Annotated in this window: 17 protein-coding genes, 1 pseudogene and 1 other annotated feature; of the genes and pseudogenes, 13 read left to right on the top strand and 5 right to left on the bottom strand. The window is 34.8% G+C overall.

The features are described from left to right. Nucleotides 1-324 precede the first annotated feature (324 nt). Nucleotides 325-1,149: an aminoglycoside adenylyltransferase domain-containing protein gene (locus tag ACQKMD_RS14230; protein ID WP_427752802.1), complete on the bottom strand. Its 825-nt coding sequence runs from the start codon at nucleotides 1,147-1,149 to the stop codon at nucleotides 325-327. Nucleotides 1,150-1,503: 354 nt separating this feature from the next. Here ACQKMD_RS14230 and ACQKMD_RS14225 point away from each other — a divergent pair, with 354 nt between their 5' ends. Continuing rightward, on the top strand, nucleotides 1,504-1,950 hold the full coding sequence (locus ACQKMD_RS14225) for a GNAT family N-acetyltransferase (RefSeq protein ID WP_427752800.1): 447 nt from the start codon (nucleotides 1,504-1,506) through the stop codon (nucleotides 1,948-1,950). Between the two features lie 188 nt (nucleotides 1,951-2,138). Here ACQKMD_RS14225 and ACQKMD_RS14220 read toward each other — a convergent pair. Next, a pseudogene (locus ACQKMD_RS14220) lies at nucleotides 2,139-2,477 on the bottom strand (enoyl-CoA hydratase-related protein); the annotation flags it as partial. Nucleotides 2,478-2,790: 313 nt separating this feature from the next. Continuing rightward, nucleotides 2,791-3,987 carry a multidrug effflux MFS transporter gene (locus ACQKMD_RS14215; RefSeq protein WP_427752799.1) on the bottom strand — a complete coding sequence of 399 codons (1,197 nt, stop codon included), beginning with the start codon at nucleotides 3,985-3,987 and terminating at the stop codon, nucleotides 2,791-2,793. A gap of 191 nt (nucleotides 3,988-4,178) precedes the next feature. On the opposite strand from ACQKMD_RS14215, the gene ACQKMD_RS14210 reads away from it, so the two are divergent. The 3 genes from ACQKMD_RS14210 to ACQKMD_RS14200 all read left to right on the top strand — a co-directional run bounded on the left by ACQKMD_RS14210 (nucleotide 4,179) and on the right by ACQKMD_RS14200 (nucleotide 10,136). Beyond that, nucleotides 4,179-5,522 carry a sodium-dependent transporter gene (locus ACQKMD_RS14210; protein ID WP_427752798.1) on the top strand — a complete coding sequence of 448 codons (1,344 nt, stop codon included), beginning with the start codon at nucleotides 4,179-4,181 and terminating at the stop codon, nucleotides 5,520-5,522. 370 nt (nucleotides 5,523-5,892) lie between these two features. Continuing rightward, on the top strand, nucleotides 5,893-7,062 hold the full coding sequence (locus tag ACQKMD_RS14205; protein WP_427752796.1) for an exonuclease SbcCD subunit D: 1,170 nt from the start codon (nucleotides 5,893-5,895) through the stop codon (nucleotides 7,060-7,062). Further along, the gene (locus ACQKMD_RS14200; RefSeq protein WP_427752795.1) at nucleotides 7,059-10,136 is read left to right on the top strand and encodes an AAA family ATPase; all 3,078 of its coding nucleotides are present in this window, start codon (nucleotides 7,059-7,061) and stop codon (nucleotides 10,134-10,136) included. Before ACQKMD_RS14205 ends, ACQKMD_RS14200 begins: the two co-directional genes overlap by 4 nt. 135 nt (nucleotides 10,137-10,271) lie before the next feature. Here the strand turns inward: ACQKMD_RS14200 and namA are convergent, their stop codons facing one another. After that, nucleotides 10,272-11,291, bottom strand: coding sequence for an NADPH dehydrogenase NamA (namA, locus tag ACQKMD_RS14195; protein ID WP_427752794.1), 1,020 nt, complete (start codon nucleotides 11,289-11,291; stop codon nucleotides 10,272-10,274). Between the two features lie 333 nt (nucleotides 11,292-11,624). On the opposite strand from namA, the gene ACQKMD_RS14190 reads away from it, so the two are divergent. Then, the gene (locus ACQKMD_RS14190; RefSeq protein WP_427752806.1) at nucleotides 11,625-11,924 is read left to right on the top strand and encodes a GNAT family N-acetyltransferase; all 300 of its coding nucleotides are present in this window, start codon (nucleotides 11,625-11,627) and stop codon (nucleotides 11,922-11,924) included. A gap of 136 nt (nucleotides 11,925-12,060) precedes the next feature. Further along, nucleotides 12,061-12,453, top strand: a complete 393-nt coding sequence (locus ACQKMD_RS14185; RefSeq protein WP_427752793.1) for a hypothetical protein — start codon at nucleotides 12,061-12,063, stop codon at nucleotides 12,451-12,453. Between the two features lie 528 nt (nucleotides 12,454-12,981). Here the strand turns inward: ACQKMD_RS14185 and proC are convergent. Beyond that, nucleotides 12,982-13,791: a pyrroline-5-carboxylate reductase gene (gene proC, locus ACQKMD_RS14180; RefSeq protein ID WP_427752792.1), complete on the bottom strand. Its 810-nt coding sequence runs from the start codon at nucleotides 13,789-13,791 to the stop codon at nucleotides 12,982-12,984. 50 nt (nucleotides 13,792-13,841) lie between these two features. Further along, nucleotides 13,842-14,057: a binding site (T-box leader), on the bottom strand. A 119-nt stretch (nucleotides 14,058-14,176) separates the two neighbouring features. Between proC and ACQKMD_RS14175 the strand changes: the two genes are divergently transcribed. The 7 genes from ACQKMD_RS14175 to ACQKMD_RS14145 all read left to right on the top strand — a co-directional run bounded on the left by ACQKMD_RS14175 (nucleotide 14,177) and on the right by ACQKMD_RS14145 (nucleotide 22,943). Next, complete coding sequence (locus ACQKMD_RS14175; RefSeq protein WP_427752791.1) at nucleotides 14,177-15,121, top strand: MBL fold metallo-hydrolase; 945 nt, start codon at nucleotides 14,177-14,179, stop codon at nucleotides 15,119-15,121. Beyond that, nucleotides 15,108-15,860 carry an SDR family NAD(P)-dependent oxidoreductase gene (locus tag ACQKMD_RS14170; RefSeq protein WP_427752790.1) on the top strand — a complete coding sequence of 251 codons (753 nt, stop codon included), beginning with the start codon at nucleotides 15,108-15,110 and terminating at the stop codon, nucleotides 15,858-15,860. The genes ACQKMD_RS14175 and ACQKMD_RS14170 overlap by 14 nt, the downstream gene beginning before the upstream one ends. Nucleotides 15,861-16,189: 329 nt before the next feature. Further along, entirely contained in the window at nucleotides 16,190-17,398 is a 1,209-nt protein-coding gene (locus tag ACQKMD_RS14165; RefSeq protein WP_427752789.1) for an argininosuccinate synthase, read from the top strand. After that, the gene (argH, locus tag ACQKMD_RS14160; RefSeq protein ID WP_427752787.1) at nucleotides 17,395-18,768 is read left to right on the top strand and encodes an argininosuccinate lyase; all 1,374 of its coding nucleotides are present in this window, start codon (nucleotides 17,395-17,397) and stop codon (nucleotides 18,766-18,768) included. Before ACQKMD_RS14165 ends, argH begins: the two co-directional genes overlap by 4 nt. Nucleotides 18,769-19,270: 502 nt before the next feature. Further along, nucleotides 19,271-20,725: a spore germination protein gene (locus tag ACQKMD_RS14155; RefSeq protein WP_427752786.1), complete on the top strand. Its 1,455-nt coding sequence runs from the start codon at nucleotides 19,271-19,273 to the stop codon at nucleotides 20,723-20,725. A 29-nt stretch (nucleotides 20,726-20,754) separates the two neighbouring features. Next, entirely contained in the window at nucleotides 20,755-21,834 is a 1,080-nt protein-coding gene (locus ACQKMD_RS14150; protein WP_427752784.1) for a GerAB/ArcD/ProY family transporter, read from the top strand. Then, on the top strand, nucleotides 21,831-22,943 hold the full coding sequence (locus tag ACQKMD_RS14145) for a Ger(x)C family spore germination protein (protein WP_427752782.1): 1,113 nt from the start codon (nucleotides 21,831-21,833) through the stop codon (nucleotides 22,941-22,943). Before ACQKMD_RS14150 ends, ACQKMD_RS14145 begins: the two co-directional genes overlap by 4 nt. Nucleotides 22,944-23,100: the final 157 nt, after the last annotated feature.

Here is a 23,100-nt window from a genome sequence, read left to right as displayed (position 1 = left end):
GTTGGTAGCTCATAACGATTCCTCCGTCTGATGTTTAGTGTGGTAACTTACATTTTACACGGAATCGTTATGGGCGTTTTCTATTTTGTCTTGGTATTGCACTTAATATTACAATTCGTCTTATAAAAATATAGGACCCCTATTGAAGTACTTATTTTAAGTTCTGGTTGATATTCTCATAAAAAAGGTGGGTTCATAGGTCTATTAAAAAACCTATGAACCACCTTTAGTGAGTGAGTTTCTTCTATTAGAAATGAATAATCATAAGTTAATTTGAGAATAGATATGTAAAAGGTGTGAGATCCCAAGGTGATTTTTGATAGATTAGCCTTTATGAAATTGATTCATATTATTACAGTAATTTAGAATATAGTCCATACATTGTATTGTCTCATTAATGCGTTGTTTTTTAGAATTATAGTAACGTATGTTTGATCCTTCTCGAATACTTATCGCTTCTTTGATGATGTTATGACATCTTTCTGGCATATGATTGATGGCATACTTATCCGCGTCTACTTTTGAAATGATTTCATGTTCTCTAAGTGTATAGAATTGGCGTAACATTCCGGTTATTGACCATTGTATTTCCGAATCCACTAATTTATTAGGCAGTAGATGTACTATTCTTTTAAATATTTTAATTGTATTTATTCGATTTAACCAATAGGTATTCATATTAGTTAGAATGTAATCAGACAGAATACTTTCATTTACATCAAAGTGAAATGAAGTTATTTCCGGACCAATAATGCTGATTCCTTTGTCTTTCAGAATCCACCAAGTAATCGGATTAATAACATGATTACTCCAAGCAATCTTGCTTTCGTTTACATATAAACATTTCCTTGTTTCAGCCTGCTTTTTACCTATGTCTTTCCAAAGAAGGTAGCATCCATCCATGCCCGTTTTTTTATATTTATCTTTTAATTCTCGATGAGTTTTAGATAATATTTTCACCTCTGCTTCAGATAAATTACGGTTTAAAATTGCAATGAAATCAATATCACTAGAGTCATTAATATAAGCATTAAGGGCTATAGAACCGTGTAAATATAATCCTTCTAGAGTATTGGGAATTCGTTCGTGAAACAAGGTAATATACTCACTTAGAATATTTTGGACTGGTATAGGGATTTTTGAATCCAAATCGCTCCTTTTAATTAGATTGTAAACAAAAAATAACTTTTATGTAAAGTTCGGTGTGGTGAAGTTAAAATAAATCACAACGCTAGTGAGTATATAAGGTCATACTGCTTATTATAAAATGAGTTTTCTACCCTATGCATACGATGGAATTGTTATTTACAATTCTGAACTTGGTAAAATTTAGGTTAATATGGTATCCTAATTATGAATATAATTCCTCTATTTAGGGAGTGAATTATGGAAGATCTTGATGCGTTGTGGAATAATATTTTACGAGGTGAGTACAATGGAATGGATTTTACAGTCTGATCGACTTAGATATAGAAAAATTACAAAAGATGATTTTAATAATTTATGTGTTTTTTTCAAGATATTGAAGTAATGTACGCATGGGGCCATGCATTTTCAGATGGAGAAGTGCTTGAGTGGATAGAAAAAAATTTAATTCGATATGACCAAGATGGCTTTAGTTACTTTGCAGCAATAGAAAAAGAGACGGGAGAATTTATTGGTGTTATCGGACCTATGATAGATACTATTGAAGGGATCTCCTATATAGAAATTGCCTATATTCTTGATAAAGCATTTTGGGGCAAGGGTTATGCAGTAGAGGGTGCAAAGGCTTGTTTAGATTATGCTTTTAATGAATTAGAAGCAGATAAAGTTATTGCACAAATTAGGCCAGATAATTTGGCTTCAAGTAAAGTTGCTGAAAAAATCGGCATGGAAATTGAAGGAGAATATATGAAGCATTATCGAGGCAGAGATATTCTTCATTTAATTTATAGTAAAACTAAATAATGAAGGGATACCTAAGTTTTTTTAATAGAAGAATTAAATCATAATAATCTTTAATCCCCTACAATATCTATAATGATGTTATAGGGGATGGATTTGTGTAAGGGATCTTATAAATAATAAATACTTAACCGTTTTTTTCAGTTATCCTATAATATTCTTAATAACGGGCCTTAACATTTATTGTTTTATTATTGTTGCAGTTTACGGGCAAGAACAGGTGGACGTTTCTCAACAAATGCTCGAACTCCCTCAGGGAAATCAGTTGCGTCAACAAATGGTGTTGATCCTTTCCATAAAACCAGCGCTGAATCAATGCATTCTTGTACGGAATGTTTGACCGCAAGTAGTGAAGCAGGAGACATTGAACCAACTAATTTACCCATACGAATCGCATAACGATCTAAGTCTTTTTCGGCAACTAAGTAGTTCAGCATACCAACGCGAAATGCTTCTTCCGCTTTTAACATACGTCCTGAAAATACTAAATCTTTCGTCATACTTGGCCCGATTAAGTTGACAAAGCGTTTTTTACTTGTGAGCGGTGAATGGTAATAATTGCAATACCTGCTGTTTCTTGATAAACGCTTTTTGCATCCTCTGCCTCAAGTCGTGTAGTAATAACCTTCATTTGTATCCCTCTAAAACAACGCTTCCTTCTATTATAGTACAGATTAAACCTGTTGTAGTCAAAAAACCTATAGTTGCACGAAAATATGATTTAAATGTGAAAATCATAACGAATTATAGTGAAATCTTTGTTGTATTGTAAAAACATATGATAGATTAATCTATAAAATAAAAATCGTCTTATTTGCAACTAATCAAATAAGACGATTACGATTACTTTTTCGGTAATGATAAAAAGGCAATGATAGAAAGTAGTGTACTAGTTAAAATGATGATGCCCATGGGCCAAGCATTCATTTCGCCAGCGATTCCAACTAATGGGGAAACAAGGGCACCACCGATAAATGGTAATAAACCAAGTAAAGCAGAGGCACTGCCGGCATTATTGCCTTGCTTTTGCATACTAAGTGAGAAGGCGGTTGTTGAAACGATCCCTACTGTCGATACGATAATAAATAATGCAATAAGAATAAATATTAGGGGTAATTTAAATGCAATAACAGTTATTAATAGTAGACTTCCTGTAAAAGCAATTAAGATTCCAGAAAGAAGCAATTTAGTTTCAGCTACTGTTTCAGACAATTTACCTGTCATTTGAGAAGCGATGATAATACCTATACCGTTCAATCCGAAAAACAGTGAAAAAGCTTGTGGTGAAACACCGTAAATCTTTTGCAAAACAAAGGGAGATCCTGCTATGTATGCAAACATGGCTGTCATAATAAAAGCTTGTGTAAGTGCTAAACCGATAAATGAGCGATCTTTCACTAAACCTCCGAAAGTTTTGACGGTCGCAAAAACACCACCTGTTGCTCTACGCTCTACTGGTAATGTTTCCGGTAAGATAAAAATTACACTTATTAGCATTAATATACCGATGACTGCTAATACGATAAAGACGATTGGCCACGGAGCAAATTTCAACACCATGCCACCAAAGATAGGGGCTAGAATTGGTGCAGCACCATTAACTAAAGAAAGTAAAGCAACGAACTTTGTTAAATCTTTCCCTTCATACATATCTCGTGCTGAAGCTCTAGCGATAACAATACCCGCCGCTCCTGAAAAACCTTGTACAAAGCGTAAACCAATTAGCATCCAAATACTACTGCTAAAGGCACAAAGTAAAGAGGCAACAGAATAAATGATTAATGTAGACAGTAATGGTTTTCTACGTCCTTTAATATCACTTAATGGTCCAAAAACCAGTTGGCCAAAAGCAAGTCCTAATAAACAAGCAGTTAAACTTAATTGTGCAAATGAAGTTGTAGTACCTAAATCAGTTGCAACTGTTGGTAAAGAGGGCAAATACATGTCCATTGAAAGTGGACCGAATGCTGTTAATGAGCCTAAAATGAGAACAATCCACGTTTTAGAAATCACACGCTCATTTAATTTTGTTTTATCCATACTACATCTCCTTCTAAAATACTAAGCAAATACTAGTCTACATGAGAAATATGAAAAGTGTCTAACTTGTATTAAAAAAGAATAACCTTTCTTATAAATTAAGAATATTCATGATAGAATAAGAATTGATAATTTACGTCTCATCAATCGTTAGAGTTGTTGAGCTGAGCAGAGTAGAGGAGGAACACCTTTTGAATTCAAGTAAAGGACAGTGGTCGACAAAGTTAGGCTTCATATTATCGTCGGCTGGAGCAGCGATTGGGCTAGGTGCCATTTGGAAAATGCCGTATGTAACGGGGCAAAGTGGAGGAGGAGCCTTCTTTTTATTATTTGTCATTTTTACGCTATTGATCGGTTTACCGATGCTAATTTCAGAATTTATCATTGGTCGCGGATCTGGTGCAGAAGCGATCTCAGCATATAAAAAACTAGCACCAAAAAGTACATGGGTTTGGATCGGTCGGCTTGGCGTAGCAGGATGCTTCTTATTACTATCTTTTTACAGTGTAGTAGGGGGCTGGATATTAATATATAGTGGTAAGTCAGTTGTAGGAAATGTCATTCAAAATGGAACCGCGCCAGACCAGTTGTTTGGCATGATTACAGGAACACCTTGGATTACATTAGTTGGACTAGCACTTTTCACATTAATTAATGTTCTTATTATTTCCTTAGGGGTACAAAATGGTATTGAAAAAGCAAATAAATATATGATGCCTTTACTATTTGTATTCTTCTTCATACTTGTGATTCGTGCATTATCACTTGATGGAGCGATGGAAGGGGTAAAATTCTTTTTAGCGCCTGATTTTTCAAAAATTACAGGCAAGGCCGTGTTATATGCGCTTGGACAGTCGTTCTTCGCATTAGCTGTTGGTTTTTCGTGTATGGTGACGTATAGTTCATATTTGAAAAAAGATGAGAGTTTACCTAATTCAGCAGGGTCAGTTGTACTAATGAATATTTTCGTGTCATTACTTGCAGGGCTTGCTATTTTCCCGGTAGTTTTTGCATTTGGTTATGAACCTGCTGAAGGACCTGGCTTATTATTTATGATATTGCCTTCGGTATTTAGCCAAATGCCATTTGGTGAACTATTTTTAGCTATTTTCTTATTACTATTCTTATTCGCTACACTTACTTCGTCATTTAGTTTATATGAAATTATTGTAGCAGCTTTAGTAGAAAAATGGCCAAATGCAAGAAGAAATATTGCATTTGTTTTAGGGGTGGTTGTGTTTATAGTGTCTATTCCAGCTGCTTTATCAACTAGCAGTTTGAATGATTTTACGATATTTGGTAAGAGTATTTTCGATGCAACAGATTATTTAGTAAGTAATATTATGCTTCCTTTAGGAAACTTACTAATCGCCATATTCATCATGCATAAAGTAAAGAAATCGTTTGTGAAAGATGAATTTATGCAAGGTGGAAAGTTATCGCCTATATATTTTAAAACGTGGAAACTCTTAATGACATTTGTAGTACCAATCGTTATTACCATTGTTTTTATCTATTCTATAACACAATATTAACCGTACTCAAAAAACCTAAGCCATTGAAATTTACACTGACCTAAAAATATGAGACAAATAAAAACACCTTTCGTTGAAAAAATGGGTATCCTACCTTTAAAAACCAACGTGGAGGTGTTTTTTCTATGGGGACAAGAGAGCCGATTGTATACGTAATGATTTCATCGTTAAATAGGTCTAATACTGGAGATAAGTAGAGCTTTTCGCCGAATAAAAGCTATTAGATAAGTCGGAATAAAAAGGAACATTTATTCTGTTTCGAGCTGCTATGATACAATAAATAGACAGTGTTTTCTGTGTGATATTTTACAATCACAACAATATCAATTGAATGTTAAAATAGATAATACGTTTAAAAGGAGGAAGTTATATGAAAATATTTCATACAGCAGATTGGCATTTAGGTAAGCTTGTACAAGGGGTTTATATGACTGAGGATCAAGCTTATATTTTACAACAATTTTTGGCAGATATTGACGATGAGAAGCCAGATGTCATAATTGTTGCCGGTGATTTATACGACAGAGCTGTACCTCCGACAGAAGCTGTTCGATTATTAGATGATATTTTCGCAGAGATTGTAGTAAAAAGACATATTCCTCTCATTAGCATTGCAGGAAATCACGATAGTCCAGGCCGTTTACATTTCGGTAGTCAGTTAATGAAGGAAAGTGGTTTACATATAGTTGGGAATCTGGATGACAAGCTACCACCAGTTATTCTGAATGATGAGTTTGGAGAGGTACATTTTCACTTAATACCGTATGCAGATCCTTCACAAGTTCGATATGTATTTGATGATGATTCAATTAAATCTCACCAATCTGCAATGAAACGTATAACCAATGAGCTGAAAGAGAATATGGATTCAGAAAAAAGACATGTTTTTGTAGGACATGCCTTTGTTACCTCCCACGGTCAAGAAGAGGAGAATACAAGTGAATCCGAGCGTCCTTTAGCCATCGGGGGTACAGAATGTATTGATGCAGCATTATTTGAGCCATTCCATTACACAGCACTTGGACATTTACACCAAGCTCATTTTGTATTAAATGAAACAATTCGGTATGCAGGTTCACCATTGAAATATTCAATTTCTGAGGAGAATCATAAAAAGGGTTATTTAATCGTGGACTTAGCAAAAGATGGACAAATAACAGTCGAAAAGAAATTACTACAACCGCGTAGAGATATGCGAACTGTAGAAGATACGATAGATAATTTACTTAAGTCAGAAGTGAGTGAAGATTATATTTACGTCAAATTACTTGATGATACACCAATTATTTCGCCGATGGAGAAAATACGTACAGTCTTTCCAAATGCCATGCATGTGGAGCGTAAAATAATTCATCAAAAGATTGATGGCACAGAGCAACTAACAACATCTCGTCAAAAGATGGATGACTTGACTCTTTTTGAGGCTTTCTATAAGGAGATAGTAGGTTCGGAAGTAGAAGATGAAACAAAACAGCTATTCCAAGAAGTGCTACAAGAAGGATTAGCAAAAGAACGAGAAGTAGGGAGTGATGTGAAATGAAGCCAATTCAACTGAAAATGACCGCTTTTGGTCCGTATAAAAAGACAGAAATAATCGACTTTGGTGAATTAGGCGAGCATCGCTTATTTGTTATTTCGGGTGCAACTGGGGCAGGTAAAACAACTATATTTGATGGTATTAGTTTTGCTTTGTACGGTAGCGCAAGTGGTGAAGATCGTGCGGATATTAAAGAAATTCGCAGCGACTTTGCAGATGATGATACTCACACGTCTGCTGAACTCATTTTTGAAATCCATAACCGTCAATATCGTGTACTTCGCCAGTTAGCTCATCGTAAAAATGGCAATAAAACAGCAACTGGTGAATCATTTGAACTTGTCGAGATCCTTCCTAAAGGAGAAAAACCGGTCGTTGAATCACAAAAAGTTGGAGAAATTAATAAAAAAATTGAAGATATTATCGGTCTAACAAAAGATCAATTTAAACAAATTGTCATGCTACCTCAAGGTGAGTTTCGTAAATTATTAACTTCTGAAACAGAAAACAAAGAAGCGATTTTACGAAAAATTTTCAAAACCGAACCTTATCGTCATATTGCAGATCAGCTTAAAGTGAAAAAGGAAGAAGCCGACAAAGAGTTACAACAGGCGATAGCAGTCCGTAATTTGCATACTAGTAAAATTGCAAGCACCCTTCCTAAAAGAGAGTCTGCAATTTTCGAGTTACTACGTACAAACCAGTTCAATATGTATCAACTAGTGGATGCATTGAAGGTAGAAGTCGATTTTTATACTCAGCAAATTACAGAAGACGAAGCTAATTATAAAGCTGTCGGCAAACAACTTGAAAACAAACAACGCCAACAATTTGAAGCCGTTACGTTAAATCAAAAAATAGAGGCATTTAAAGAAAAAGAACAAAAGCTACTCGCTTTAAAACAACAAGAGCCTCTGTTCATTGAAAAAGAACGTGAGCTAGCTGCTGCTGAAAAGGCTAGTCATATTATACCAATTGAGCAATATTACCGTATGGCAAAGCAAAAGGTTTTACAAAAAGAAGCAACATTTGAAGATGCCAAAAATTCAGAACAAAAAAGGAAGCTTCAACTAGAAGATGTAACTGCTCAATTTGTTTCCGAACAACAAAAAGAAAATGAGCGTAATGATAGGTTAAAAAGGCTAATGCAATTGCAATCTTTAGAACCTATATTCAAAGATCTAGAACAACAAAATCAGATAAAAAATCAATTACACCAAGAAGTTCAACAATTGCATGCAGTATTTACTAATCAAAATCAACAATATGAAGAGCGAATGCTCGTACTTCAAGCAATAGAAGAACAATCAGCAACTTTAGAGGAGACGATACAACCTCTAGATGACAAAATTGATCAATTGGCTCAATTAAAGGACCGAGCAGTAGCTTTTCACCAATGGTCTACACAACAAAAAAAAGTACAGGATTTAAAAGAGCAAGTCATTACAAAAGAAAAAGTATATATAGAAGCTCGACAAAAGGCGAATGCTGAACAAGATAGATGGGTTTCCAGCCAAGCGAGTATTCTTGCATCACAGTTAGTAGACGGTGCGCCGTGTCCTGTATGTGGAAGCACGGAACATGTAGCTAAGCATGAAGAAAAAGTGGAAGTAGTTGACGAACAGCAATTAGAACAAATGCGTAAATATGCTTCAAAACTAGAGCAACAATTCTTTGTGACAAATGGACAACTTCAGGCTGAAATGGAGACATTTTATACACTAGAAACAAATCTACAAGAACTCAGCATTACAGTAGGTGAAGGACCGTCTTTAACAGACCAATATAAAGAGTTATTTGCTAATGTTCAACAGTTAAAGAAAGAAAAGGAGCAATGGAATCAGTTAAAAGAGAAAACTAAATCTCAAAAACAAGCAGTAGACGAATATCAGCTACAACTACAACATTTGGAAAAGACGTATCAAACTCAGCTGCAAGCACTAAATAATGCAACAGCAATTTATGATGAAAAACGAAAATCTATACCGCAAAATATTACGTCGCTACATCATTTATATCAATTAACAAATGAAGCGACTCAGCAAAGAGCTCAATTAGAGGAAAGCTGGGTACTCGCGCAAAAGTGTATGCAACAAGCAAATGAACAAAATACAATAGCACAAGCGAATTTACAACATGCGACAAAGGATTTAACAGAATCCCACGAATTGCTAGAGCAAGCACAAGAAGATTTTAAACAAGCTGTTGAAAATGCTGGATTTGAAAAAGGGAAAGACTATCTAGCAGCGAGAAGAAACGAATCACAGTGTCAAAAACTAAAAAATGACTGTCAGCAATATAAAAACACAATACATTCATTATCTACACAAATTGATGAAGAAAAAGAACATGTAACGGGCAAAGAATTAGTTAATCTTACTATATTGTCAGAGGCCGTAAGTCAGATGAAACAAACTTATGAATCTGCATATGAACAATGGAATAACTCTAAAAAGTATAGTCAAATTGCACGCCAGCTGATAACCGATTTAACGGAAATTAGCAAAAATATAACTGAACTCGAAGCCTCATGTGGTCGAATTATTGGTCTTTATGATTTATTACGAGGTCAAAATTCTATGAAAATCTCGTTTGAACGGTATGTCCAAATCGAATATTTGGAGCAGATTATTCATGCTGCAAACGAACGCTTAAAACCGTTATCGAATGGGCAATTCAATTTGATTCGTAGCGATCGCCAAGAAGCTAGAGGTAAACAAAGTGGTTTAGGTTTAGATGTCTATGATGCCTATACAGGTCAAACCCGTGATGTGAAAACCCTATCAGGCGGGGAGAAGTTCAATGCTTCACTATGCTTAGCGCTTGGCATGTCAGACGTGATTCAAAGCTTCCAAGGGAATATCAGAATCGATACGATGTTTATAGACGAAGGATTCGGAACATTAGATGAAGAATCGTTGACTAAAGCAATCGATACATTGATTGATCTTCAGAAATCTGGTCGTATGATTGGTGTCATCTCACATGTGGCAGAACTAAAAGCAGCAATGCCTGCTATCTTAGAAGTAACAAAATCAAGAGAGGGCCATAGTCATACTGCGTTTCACATCAAGTAAGTGACTCATTAAATAATTTTTTTTAGATACAAACTAGAAAAGTAAAAGCACTTTTAAAAAAACCTACATGATTTCTGAGTATTATAATACTGAAATTTCATGTAGGTTTATTTGTGTTGATTTTTAAGTAAAATCTTATTTCCACCCACGTTTATAGGAATTGTTTATTGCTTCAATTTCTATGCCCAATTCTTTCGCTGCTTGATAAGCCCAATATGGATTACGCAATAATTCTCTTGCCATGAAGACTAAGTCTGCCCTATTATTTTGCAGGATTTCCTCAGCATGTAGTGGGGAAGTGATAAGGCCGACTACTCCTGTTGGAATTGGAGTTTCATGTTTTATTAATTCAGCAAATGGCACTTGATATCCCGGGAATACTGGGATATTTGCTAGAACGACCGCCCCAGAGCTTACATCCACTAAATTGACACCTTGCTCTTTCATCCACTTTGTTATTGGAACATAATCAATAGGCTCCATTCCACCTTCAGCATAATCGTTTGCTGAAATGCGGACAAATAGTGGTCCATCAAATACTTCTTTTATAGCGTCAATTACTTCACGTAAAAAACGATAGCGATTTTCTACTGAGCCACCATATTCATCTGTACGTTTATTTGAAAGCGGAGACAAAAATTCATTGATTAAATAACCATGGGCACCATGTAGTTCAATTACATCAAAGCCAGCTTCTTTTGAACGTATAGCGGCTTTTTTGAATGCGTCTATTGTATTTTTAATATCATCAGTCGTCATTTCAATTGGTGTTTTAAATCTATCGCTAAAGGCAATAGCAGAAGGTGCAAAAATATCGCTTTCAAGCACTGCTTTACGACCTGCATGTGCTAATTGGATACCTGTTTTTGAACCTGCATCATGTATTAAACGGTTCAGTTCAGTGAGGCCCGCGGTATGCTCATCACTCCAAATACCAAGGTCTTGTGGAGAGATACGTCCTTCAGGTTGTACAGCAGTAGCTTCTAAAATGATAAGTCCAACTTGTCCAACTGCTCTTGTTGTATAGTGGATTTTATGGAAATCTTGAACGAGACCGTCTTCATTATGGCATTCATACATACACATAGGTGACATTACAATGCGATTTTTTAGCGTTAAATTACCTGCCTGATATGGTTCGAATAATTTTGTCATGGATGAAATCACTCCAATTCTAATATTTCCTATATTATAGCAAAGTGGTAGGAATTGGTTTATTAAAATGACTTAGGTGCATCTAAATGTTTCATGTATTATTAATTTCTAAGTAAGAGGGTGCAAATGATAAAATTCCACGTCAAAGAACTAAAAGACAACTTTTTATTGAAAGTTCTTTATTTTCAAACTTTGAACTCTATAATAGATAAAAGAAAGTTAATGTTGCTATTATAAATGTATTGAACTAATTAGAATTTATGTGACTTTGGAGGGGAAATAAAATGTTGAAAATACGTAATGTGAAAATAGAAGACTTACCAAAAATGGACTATTGAAAATCTATGTTTTACAAAAGAAGAAGCAGCAACACAAGAATCATTTGAGAAGCGAATCCAATTAATAACCGATAGCTTTTTTGTAGCGGAAGTGAATGGTTCTGTTGTAGGTTTGATCAATGGTCCTGCTATTGAACAACCTAAAATAACCGATGACTTATTCAGTGCAATAAAGCTCAACCCAACAACTGATGGACATCAAAGCATATTAGGATTAGCAGTTTCTCCAGAATATCAAAAACAAGGCTATAACAATGATGGGGTTTCTAACTCAGTGCATGGTGGTGAAGTTTAGTATAACATGAGTAAAAGACTTTAAAGTTACTTCTGATGCTTATTTACATAAAACGCCCTTATAGTGTATTATTACATTATTAGGGCGTTTTATGTTTATTGATAATTTAAACACAATATCTAGGAGGATATTAATAATGAAAAAAGTAGTAGTTTATAGTTTGATCATCTGTTTATTTAGCTTTCCTTATGCTTACTTTTCAATGTCTCAAGACTTTTATGATAGATCAATGATGGGTTATTTGTTGATGATTATTGCAACAACGATTATTGCATACTTTGGTAGCTTGACTAATAACACAATAGCCGTATTTATAGGGAATATTGGATCGGTCATTATTTCTTTTTATTTTAATAGTAAGATGATAAATATTGACTCGTGGGATGGATATTTTAAGCCCATTGGCTCAATTAGTTTATTAGTAGTTGTGAGTGTAGTGAATTTAATCCCACAATTGGTGGCAATTAAATTTGCTAAAAGTCTGAACAAAAAGCGGTTCGAAACAACAGGTATTCACTCTAATAAATAATTTGTAGAGCAAATTGGAACTAAACTACATTCCTAATGTGGGCGAGAATTATCTATACTATTATCATGCTGTGCCTCAAAATTAATGAAAAGTTCTATAGATATGAACACAAAAAACGATCTTAAGACTACACGCTGAAAAAATTTAGCGTATTGTCTTAGGTTAGTATAGATTTCCTTTAAGAGGGATGTAATATGAGAGTGTAGTAAGTAGTTGCTTATAATTATATTTTGTTAAATAAAATGATCTTTACACAAAGTGCAAAATCAACTTATCTAATGTAATGAGGGTATAAATCTCGGTGTGTTAAAAACCTATTCTTTCATCTCTACACATTTTTTCATAACTTGGTACTTCGAAAGAAAAATCGTTTCGGTTATGAATTGACTTTCTATACACATGAAGAGACTCATTTAAAAATAAAATCGTCTTAAAGACATTCCAAACATAATATATACAAAATTGGATTAGTTATAAAAAAACCTGAAAGAGCATGATAAATATGCTTTTTCAGGGTTTCTTTTGCTTTTATTCATTTTTCGCCAATTCGCGTGATTTAGCTTCTGCGTCATGAATGCAAGCCATAATAGCGTCTTTGAAGTGGTTTTCTTCTAAGGCTTTAATACCAGCTTCAGTAGTGCCACCTGGACTTGTTACTTTTCTACGTAGCTCTGTTGGTTCTTCTGTGGATTGTTTTAGCATTTCGGCTGCACCTGCAATAGTTTGAATGGCAAGTGAGCGTACAGTTTCACGTGATAAACCGTACTTAATGCCAGCTTGTTCGAATGCTTCGACTAAATAGTATAAATAAGCAGGGCCACTACCTGAGACAGCAGTTACTGCATGCAATTTATCTTCTTCGACTTCGATTACTGTTCCTATTGCTTCTAGCATTGTCATAAATTCTTGTTTTAAACTTGCATCGATTTGTTCATTAAATGATACGCCACTTGCTGACATGCCGATTGTAGCTGAAGTGTTTGGCATAACGCGAGCAATTGGTCGTTTTCCTAAACTATTTTCAATCGTTGCAATTGAAATACCTGCAACAACGGATAAGACAGCTGTATGTTCTTGTAAAAGGGGAGCTAATGCTTCCATTCCTTTAATAACGTCTTTCGGTTTCATAGCCAAAATAATGCAATCTGCAACTTTTACAACATCGCGACTGTCAGAAACAATTTGTACGCCATGTGCATCAGCGATACGATTCAGTTTTTGACGATCGGACTTATTCATAATATGAATACTTTTGGGCGATACGACACCTTCTTTTACCCAACCTTGAATCATAGCTTCAGCCATTGAACCTGCTCCAGCAAATACAATTGTTTGCATAATTGTCGCCTCCTGTTTATTTCAATAAAAAAAGCCTTCTCATCCTTCTATAAAAGGACGAAAACGCATGTTTCCGCGGTACCACCTTGTTTTGCTAAAAAACTCTAGCACAACTCTCGCTCCTTATTATCGCTAAGGGACGGCTATGTTTTCATAGCAGCTCAGAAGTAGGTTCTAAATAATGAGCGGGTCATGTGACTTGCAGCCGGTGGTCACACTCTCTTTACACCATCAAAATCTATACTATTCTTCATCTACGCTTTTTTATATGTGATTGCAAGTATAGTGTCTTAACAATATTTTGTCAACATTATTAGGTGACGATTTCTAGCTTATCTTGTACAATAAGGTGAATAGGTATTCATTTTTGTAGGGGGTTTTTGAATTGTTTCATAAGATTATTACACCAACGCCATTTGCAGTAGGGACTGTAAATTCCTATATATTAAAAGGGGACGCATTATCAATTTTCGATGTGGGTACGAAAACGCCCGAAGCGCATGAGGCTTTAAAATTAGGTTTAAAAGAAGTAGGCTATCGCTTTGAAGATATAGAACAAGTCATTTTAACGCATCATCATCCGGATCATATGGGTTTAGTTGATGCATTTCCAAATGCAAAAGTGTTAGGGCATGTTTATAATGATGCTTGGCTACGAAGAGATCCAGTATTTCTCGCTTCACATTTTGATTTTTATACTGACCGTTTAAAAGAAGAAGGTGTGCCGGAAGAGTACTTTTATTGGGTTAAGAAGATGACAAGATCTACGGATTTTGTAGGGACTCGCCCATTAACCTCTATCTTGCATGATGGAGATGAAGTACCGGGACATCCTGGTCTTATTGCGATGGAAACACTAGGTCACGCACAAAGTCATTTAGCTTTTTGGCATGAAGAAAAGAGAGCGATGATTGGCGGCGATTTACTCATTGGACATGTATCTTCTAATCCTTTAATAGAACCACCGCTTAATCCTAAGTCTAAACGTGCAAAATCATTACTACAGCAAAATGCTTCATTAAAGAAGCTATTAACCTTACCGATTGATGTCCTTTATAGTGGACACGGGGAAGACATTCGCAACGTGCATGAGCTAGTAAAGGAACGCCTTGAAAAACAGCATAAACGTGCAATGAAAGTTTATGGAATGTTAGAGGGTGGTCCAAAAACTACGTTTGAACTGAATGTTGAACTGTTCCCCTATGCTTATGAGAAAGAATTAGGTTTAACTTTGTCAGAAACAATAGGTCAATTAGATTACTTAATCGACGAAGGGCTAGTTAAAGAGAAGATGAACAATGAAGGCGTCTTTCTTTATGAGCAAGCATAAAACCATTCTCGTGACGGGAGCGACAAGTGGAGTTGGTAAGTGTATAGTAGACATTCTTGCAACTAAGGGGCATACAATCATTGCAACAGGGCGCTCGAAAGAAGCTTTACAGTCTTTTACTGCTCCAAATATACAAACGATTCAAGCTGATTTATCTACTATAGAGGGAAATCATGCTTTAGTTGAAGAATTACCTGCAATTGATATTGCTATTTTCTCTGCTGGAGTTGGAACGTTTGCTTATGCAACAGACTTAACGGATGCTGAAATTGAACAGATGCTACATGTGAATATTCAAGCACCAATAATTCTTACAAAAGCATTATCACAGCAAATGATAGAACGGAAAAGTGGTCAATTTGTTTTCATTGGTTCACAAGCAGGGAAGGTAGCTACACCAAAAGCTTCAGTTTATGCAGCGACTAAACATGCAATCATAGGCTTTACTAATGCACTCCGGATGGAACTTGCACCTTATAATGTTCAGGTGACAACAATCCATCCGGGCCCAATTGACACTCCTTTCTTGGATCATGCAGATCAAACTGCTACATATCGTGATGCTATGAAGAATGTGTTGTTAACACCAGAGGAAGTAGCTGAAGCGACGGTCAAAACAATTGGCCGTAATATTAGAGAGGTGAATTTACCGTCATATATGACTATTACAAGTAAACTCTATGCAGTAGCACCTTCCCTTGTTGAAAAATTAGGCAAACGATTTTTTAATAAGAAGTAAAAATCTCATGAATATACATTGGTACATGAATCATTATTCATGATTTAGTTGTCAGTCAACTGTTTATGCAGAAAAATGTATAAATTAAACAAATGAATATATCCGTTAAAAGGGCTGTTCTAGTAGAGGTTTCTACTTAGGATAGCCTTTTTCTTATGTATATCAAGACTTTGTATGTATACAGGCTATTTTTAAAAGTATATTTACAAACTTTAAAAGTTTTAATAATGCAAAAAAATACACTTGTATTCATTTTTATTCCATGATATTATAAGTGCATAAATATTAAGTGAATACGTATAAACATACACGACACGGAGGAATGTCACATGACTAAAAAAGTAGTTCTTGCATATTCAGGCGGTTTAGATACATCAGTTGCGATTCAATGGTTAATCGATCAAGGTTACGAAGTAGTAGCTTGCTGCTTAGATGTAGGTGAAGGTAAAGATTTAGACTTCGTGAAAAACAAAGCATTAGAAGTTGGTGCGATTGAATCTTACATGATCGACGCTAAAGACGAGTTCGCTGAAGAATACGCATTAATCTCTCTTCAAGCTCACACGTGGTACGAACAAAAATATCCTTTAGTATCAGCTCTTTCTCGTCCACTTATATCTAAAAAATTAGTAGAAGTTGCTGAGCAGACTGGTGCAGTTGCAGTAGCGCATGGATGTACTGGTAAAGGGAATGACCAAGTTCGTTTCGAGGTTTCTATTAAAGCTTTAAACCCAGATTTAGAAGTTCTTGCACCAGTTCGTGAATGGGCTTGGAGCCGTGAAGAAGAAATCGCATACGCAAAGGCAAAAAATATTCCACTTCCTATCTCTTTAGATTCTCCATTTTCAATCGACCAAAACTTATGGGGCCGTGCGAACGAATGTGGTATCTTAGAAGATCCTTGGGCTACACCACCAGAAGAAGCGTACGAATTAACAGTATCACTTGAAAATGCTCCAGATACTGCTAATATTATCGAAATCGAATTCGAACAAGGTGTGCCAGTAGCAATTGACGGTGTTTCTTATAAATTAGCTGACTTAATTTTAAAATTGAACGAAGTAGCTGGTAAACATGGCGTTGGCCGTATCGACCATGTTGAAAATCGTTTAGTAGGTATTAAATCACGTGAAGTATACGAAATCCCAGGTGCACATACTTTGCTATTAGCTCATAAAGAATTAGAAGATATTACTCTAGTAAAAGAAATCGCACATTACAAACCAGTAATCGAGAAAAAATTAACTGAACTTATCTATGAAGGATTATGGTTCTCTCCATTAAGAACGGCATTAGAAGCGTTCTTAAAAGAAACTCAAAAATTTGTCAATGGTACAGTTCGTGTGAAATTATTCAAAGGTCATGCAATTGTTGAAGGACGTAAATCTCCTAACTCTCTATATGACGAAAAATTAGCTACATATACAAAAGATGATGAATTCGACCACGCTCAAGCTGTAGGTTTCATCGAACTATGGGGTCTTCCAACGAAAGTGAACTCTATGGTAAACAAAGGAGAAAAGAAGGTGCAAGCATGAGTGGTAAACTATGGGGCGGACGGTTCCAAAATTCTGCAGAACAATGGGTAGATGAATTCGGGGCATCCATCGGGTTTGACCAACAGCTTGTAACTGAAGATCTTGAAGGCAGTATTGCTCATGTTACGATGCTTGGTGCTTGTGGCATTTTATCACAAGATGAAGTCAACACGATAAAAGATGGTCTACATCAACTACAACAAAAGGCAACTGAGGGCTCACTTGAGTTCTCAATTACTAATGAAGATATTCACTTAAATCTTGAAAAAATGCTAATCGATTTAGTTGGGCCAGTTGGCGGTAAATTGCATACTGGCCGTAGTCGAAATGACCAAGTCGCAACAGATATGCATTTGTTTCTTAAAAAGCGTGTTCAAGAGGCTATTTCTTTAATAGAAGATTTCCAAAAAGCGATTGTTACACAAGCAGAAGATAACATTGATACACTAGCACCTGGTTACACGCATTTACAGCGTGCACAGCCAATCTCATTTGCGCATCATTTGATGACTTACTTCTGGATGTTAGAACGTGATAAACAACGATTCCAAGATTCATTGAAACGTACTGATATTTCGCCACTTGGAGCAGGAGCTCTTGCTGGTACGACTTTCCCGATTGATCGTGAAATGAGTGCTGAGCTACTAGGTTTCTCTGCTGTTTATCAAAACAGTATGGACGCAGTAAGTGATCGTGATTTTATCGTTGAGTTTTTAAGTAATGGTTCACTTTTAATGACGCACTTATCACGATTTGCTGAAGAAATTATTTTGTGGTCAAGTGAGGAGTTTAAATTCATCGAGTTAGATGATGCGTTCTCAACTGGCTCTAGTATTATGCCACAAAAGAAAAATCCTGATATGGCGGAGTTAATCCGTGGTAAGGCGGGGCGTGTGTACGGTAATCTAATGGGCTTACTAACTGTCTTAAAAGGAATTCCACTAGCTTATAACAAAGACATGCAAGAAGATAAAGAAGGTATGTTCGATACATTGCACACAATTGTCGGCTCACTGAAAATCTTCGAAGGAATGGTTCGTACAATGACTGTTGCAAAAGAAACATTGCATAAAGCAGTGCATCAAGATTTCTCTAACGCAACAGAACTTGCGGATTATTTAGCAACAAAAGGTATGCCTTTCCGTGAAGCACATGAGGTTACAGGGAAGTTGGTATTCCTTTGCATCCAACGTGGTATTTACTTGTTAGACTTATCAATTGAAGACTTGCAAGAAGCAAGCTCATTAATCGAGGCAGATGTATACGATGTATTAGCACCAGAAGCAGCTGTGCAACGTCGTCACTCATTAGGTGGTACTGGTTTCGAGCAAGTAAAAATTCAAATTGCAAAAGCTAAAGAATTTTTATAAAAAAAATAGATTGGATGAATGTTCACAGAGGGGAACCGATTCCATTAGTTATGGGCATACATATATGTTCCAGCAAAGCTAACTTCTAGAGGGAAGTTAGCTTTTTGTATTTACTGGAGTAAGTCTTACAATTCATATCTTCTAATTTTCCACTACCTCAAACAAATCAGTATGTACCCTTACGAAATATGACTCTAATAATTTTTCTAATTGATTGTTGAGGTTGTGATACTCATCGTCTGCTTTTTTTAATTACGATATAAAATTCTTGTTCCAGCTTGATAAATCTGTTTTCGGTTTCATGCGATTTCCTCCAATTAGTAATTGATATGTATTCTTCTACTTAATTTACTACTTTAGTATAACAATTAACTCAACTATTACGAACTAACTTCTAAAAGGATGTTTGAAAGTCTAGCAACATTTCCAAAAAAACTTATGGCATACATTTTTTAAAAAATGGGCAAACTAAGTAAATATTTAAGAAAGGCGTGTGGTACTTTTGAAATTTAAATTGGTACGTACCACGAAAGTTGAACAGCTTATTAAAAAGCCTACCAACAAGAAAAATCAAGCTGAGCAAACAATTGAAACTTTAAAGAAAAAAACACTTAATATAGATGATGTTATTTTTAAAAAAATTCCTACAAGTGAAGGCGTTGTTACTGTAATTTATTCCTCTTCACTTGTAGAGAAGATAACCCTACAAATGATGATTTTTATTCCATTAGCCAATCACATAAATCAAATTCACCAAGTATCTGAAAAAATTGATGCAACAGATATTCAGACAGTAACTGCAAAGCTTGATTCTGGACAAACACTAATGTATTTTCATCAAACTAATACAATACTGACTATTGATACTTATAGCGCGCCAACTCGTGCTATAACAAATACGGAAACAGAGTCTACTGTTATTGGACCACAAGATGCATTTTCAGAATCATTAGAAACAAATATTTCTTTAGTGAGAAGACGCATTCAAAACCCTTTGTTGAAAAATGAAAATCTTACTGTTGGCACAGAAGCGAACATAAAAATAAGTATTATGTATATGGAAGAAAGTGTGAATGAGGAAAATTTAGAAACTTTAAGAAAGCGAATAAATAAAATTCATTATCCTATATTTACAGATATCTCCGTGTTAAAGCAATTGATTGAAGATAATCCTTTATCTCCATTTCCACAGTATTACATGAGTGTACGACCAGATAGTATCAGTCGCTACCTTATTGATGGAAGAATCGTTATTTTCATGGACAACAGTCAAGCTGCAATCGTTTGTCCAACGTCATTCTTCGAAATGTTTGTTTCTATTGAAGATTATTACAACCGTTGGACAACGGCTTCCTTGCTTCGAATGCTTCGATTTTTTGGTTTTTTCTTAACAATCATGATAACACCAATGTATATATCTGCGTTAACATTTCATCCCGAGGTACTACCATACGAACTTCTACTGAATCTACAAGAATCGAGAAGTAAAGTTCCATTCCCACCACTTTTTGAAGTATTGTTTATTGAATTAATCATTGAAGTTTTAAGGGAAGCTGGATCACGAATGCCTGCGAAAGTAGGTCAAACTATCGGTATCGTAGGAGGTATTGTGATTGGTACCGCAGCAGTAGAAGCCGGTTTAATCAGTAATATACTGGTCGTACTAGTTGCAACTTCCGCATTACTTTCTTTTCTTCCTCCAATTTTTTTAATGAGTAATACAAGTAGATTTATTCGATACTTCTTTATTATATCTGCGGGATTGTTTGGATTGTTCGGACAAATGCTAGCATTTGCTTGGCTAATAGCCCATTTACAAAGTTTAAAGTCTTTAGGAACGCCATATTTGGCACCTATTATTCCTCGTAAAGCATCAGATTTGTTAGATAGCATTATAAGATTTCCAACAGCATTGTTAAAAAGTAAGATGGGGATTTCAAAATCACAGAAAAAGTAAATGTCTCAAAAGAATTGAGGTAGTTTAAGTTGAGTACAAACAAACAGAAATTTTTAAATCGTTATCATGTTATCTTTTTGGTACAAAGCGTAATGATTGGTACTGGAATACTCACTCTACCTCAAAAACTGAGTGCTGTAGGCTATAGTCAGACACTTTTCCCGCTCCTATTTGGCGTAATTGCAAGTCTAACTCTATTACCGATGATTTGGATTAATAGTAAGTATCCTAACGAAAACTTATTTAGAATCAATGAAATTTTATTAGGGAAATGGTTAGGGAAGGGTGTTAATTTATTCATTGTCCTACAATTCACACTTTTTACAGCAGGAATTATCAGTAATTATATGCATCTTATACAGAGTACAGCTCTATCAGAACAAACTATTACTGCACCTGTTTTCTTTTTTCTTCTATTACTTATTTACATAGTTCATGGAGGGATTAGATCTATTGCAAGGTTCTGCATTATGACTTTTTTTATAACTATACCTATGTTTTTTTTTCTTCGTTGGGCAATTGAAAAAGGAGACATAAGTCACTTCCTACCTTTATTTAATTTTAATAGCAGGGATTTTTATGATGCGATGAAAAAAGGCTATTTATCTATTTTAGGATATGAACTAATTATGTTTTATTTCCCCAACATTATTGACCAAAAAAAGGCATATAAACATGCATTAATAGGGATTTGGATAAGTATTAGTCTTTGTTTTATAACCACTGTTGTAAGCGTAATGTATTTTTCAGAATGGCAGTTAAAGTATGTAGAGTTTTCAGTACTAAATTTGTTTAAAGCTGGAGAGTTTTCTTTTGTAGAAAGAATAGATATTATTGGCATGACATTGTGGGTATTTCTAATTTTGTCTACAGTTTCAGTATATTTATGGAGTGCTAAGAGAGGGATGGATTCTTTACGATCTAAAGAAAAGAAGTATCATATTTACATTCTTGCACTAATCATTTTTCTGGTCGTGAAGATGCCATTTTCTCAAGAATTCCAAGAAAAATTATTTTCAGGAAGCAACTATGTGGGATATGTATTAATAGTTTGGCCATTGTTTTTGGCCATTGTACATCTACTTCGAAAAAAGCAGGTGCAAACATGAGCAGAAAACTTGTATTAATTTTCACTTTTTTTGTTCTTATTTTTTTGATAGGTTGTTCAGAAAAAGAGGTGAAAGTACCTTTAGAAGAAGTAGGTATGGTTGGTATAATGGCATTTGACTACATTGATGAAGATACAACTAAGTTAACCGTAGCAATTCCACAATATTCTCCCGAAGCGAAGCGGAATACACAGATTTTCTCAGTTAAAACGGATTTAGTATCTAAGGGAATTGTTAAAATTGAGAAACTTTCAGATAAAAAAGTTATTTTAAACCAATTACGTGTTGTTCTTATTAATGAAGAATATGCACAAAAGGGAAATGTTCAGAAAGTGATACAACATTTATACAGAAATGCAGAAGTAGGTAATAAAGTACTTATTGCAATAGTTAAAGGTAATGCAGAAGAAATGTTAAAGGGAAAATATCTGGATAAACCAAATATCAATTTTTATTTAAATGATTTATTACTGCCTAGTATCAATACTGCTTTTAATCCAAACACTAATATACATGGTTTTATATACACGATAACAAATCCAGTGTTTGATCCCATCATTCCTGTAATAGAAAAAATTGATGATAAAATAGAGATAAAGGGAGTTGCCTTATTTAAAAATAGGCACATGCTTGAAATGATAACACCAGAAGATGCACTCATCATTCAAGCAATACAAGGAAGAAAAAAACTAGCACCATTACTGATAGAAATGAATCAAGGATATAACAAAGAAAAAGTAATGCTTGATTTAATAGAAAGTAATGTGAAATTTGAGAGCAATAAAAGTGTTGATTCTCCAAAGTTGACTATTTCCTTGAAAATCAAAGGAACTCTAAGTGAATATAAAGGTAAAAGGGAGCATGAATTGAATACGCCAAAAAGTATTGCAATTCTAGAAAAAGATATTAATGAACAAGTTGAAAAAGACATTAAAAAATTTATAGAGAAGATTAATGATTTGGAGATTGACCCAATTGGTCTAAGTGAAAATTTTAGAATGTATCACAAAGGAAAATGGAATAAAAAATTGACGAAAGAAACTCTTGCTAAATTACAAGTGGTCGTCCGTGTCGATACGTCTATAATTAGTACAGGTACTTTAAAATGAATTTGCTACAATCATTCATGTAAAACTTTAGTCAATATTTTAAAGTGGACAAAACAATTACAAATTTTTAATTTAAGTAACTCTTTATGATTATAAATCGCAAAGGGTTATTTTTATTAATTTTTTTTGAAAATAATAATTTATTTAGGAAACCGAA

The sequence above is a fragment of the Viridibacillus sp. NPDC096237 genome (assembly GCF_050278625.1).
GTDB lineage: Bacteria > Bacillota > Bacilli > Bacillales_A > Planococcaceae > Viridibacillus.
Note: the sequence above shows the minus strand (reverse complement) of the source record. Positions and strands in the feature narration are given on the sequence as shown.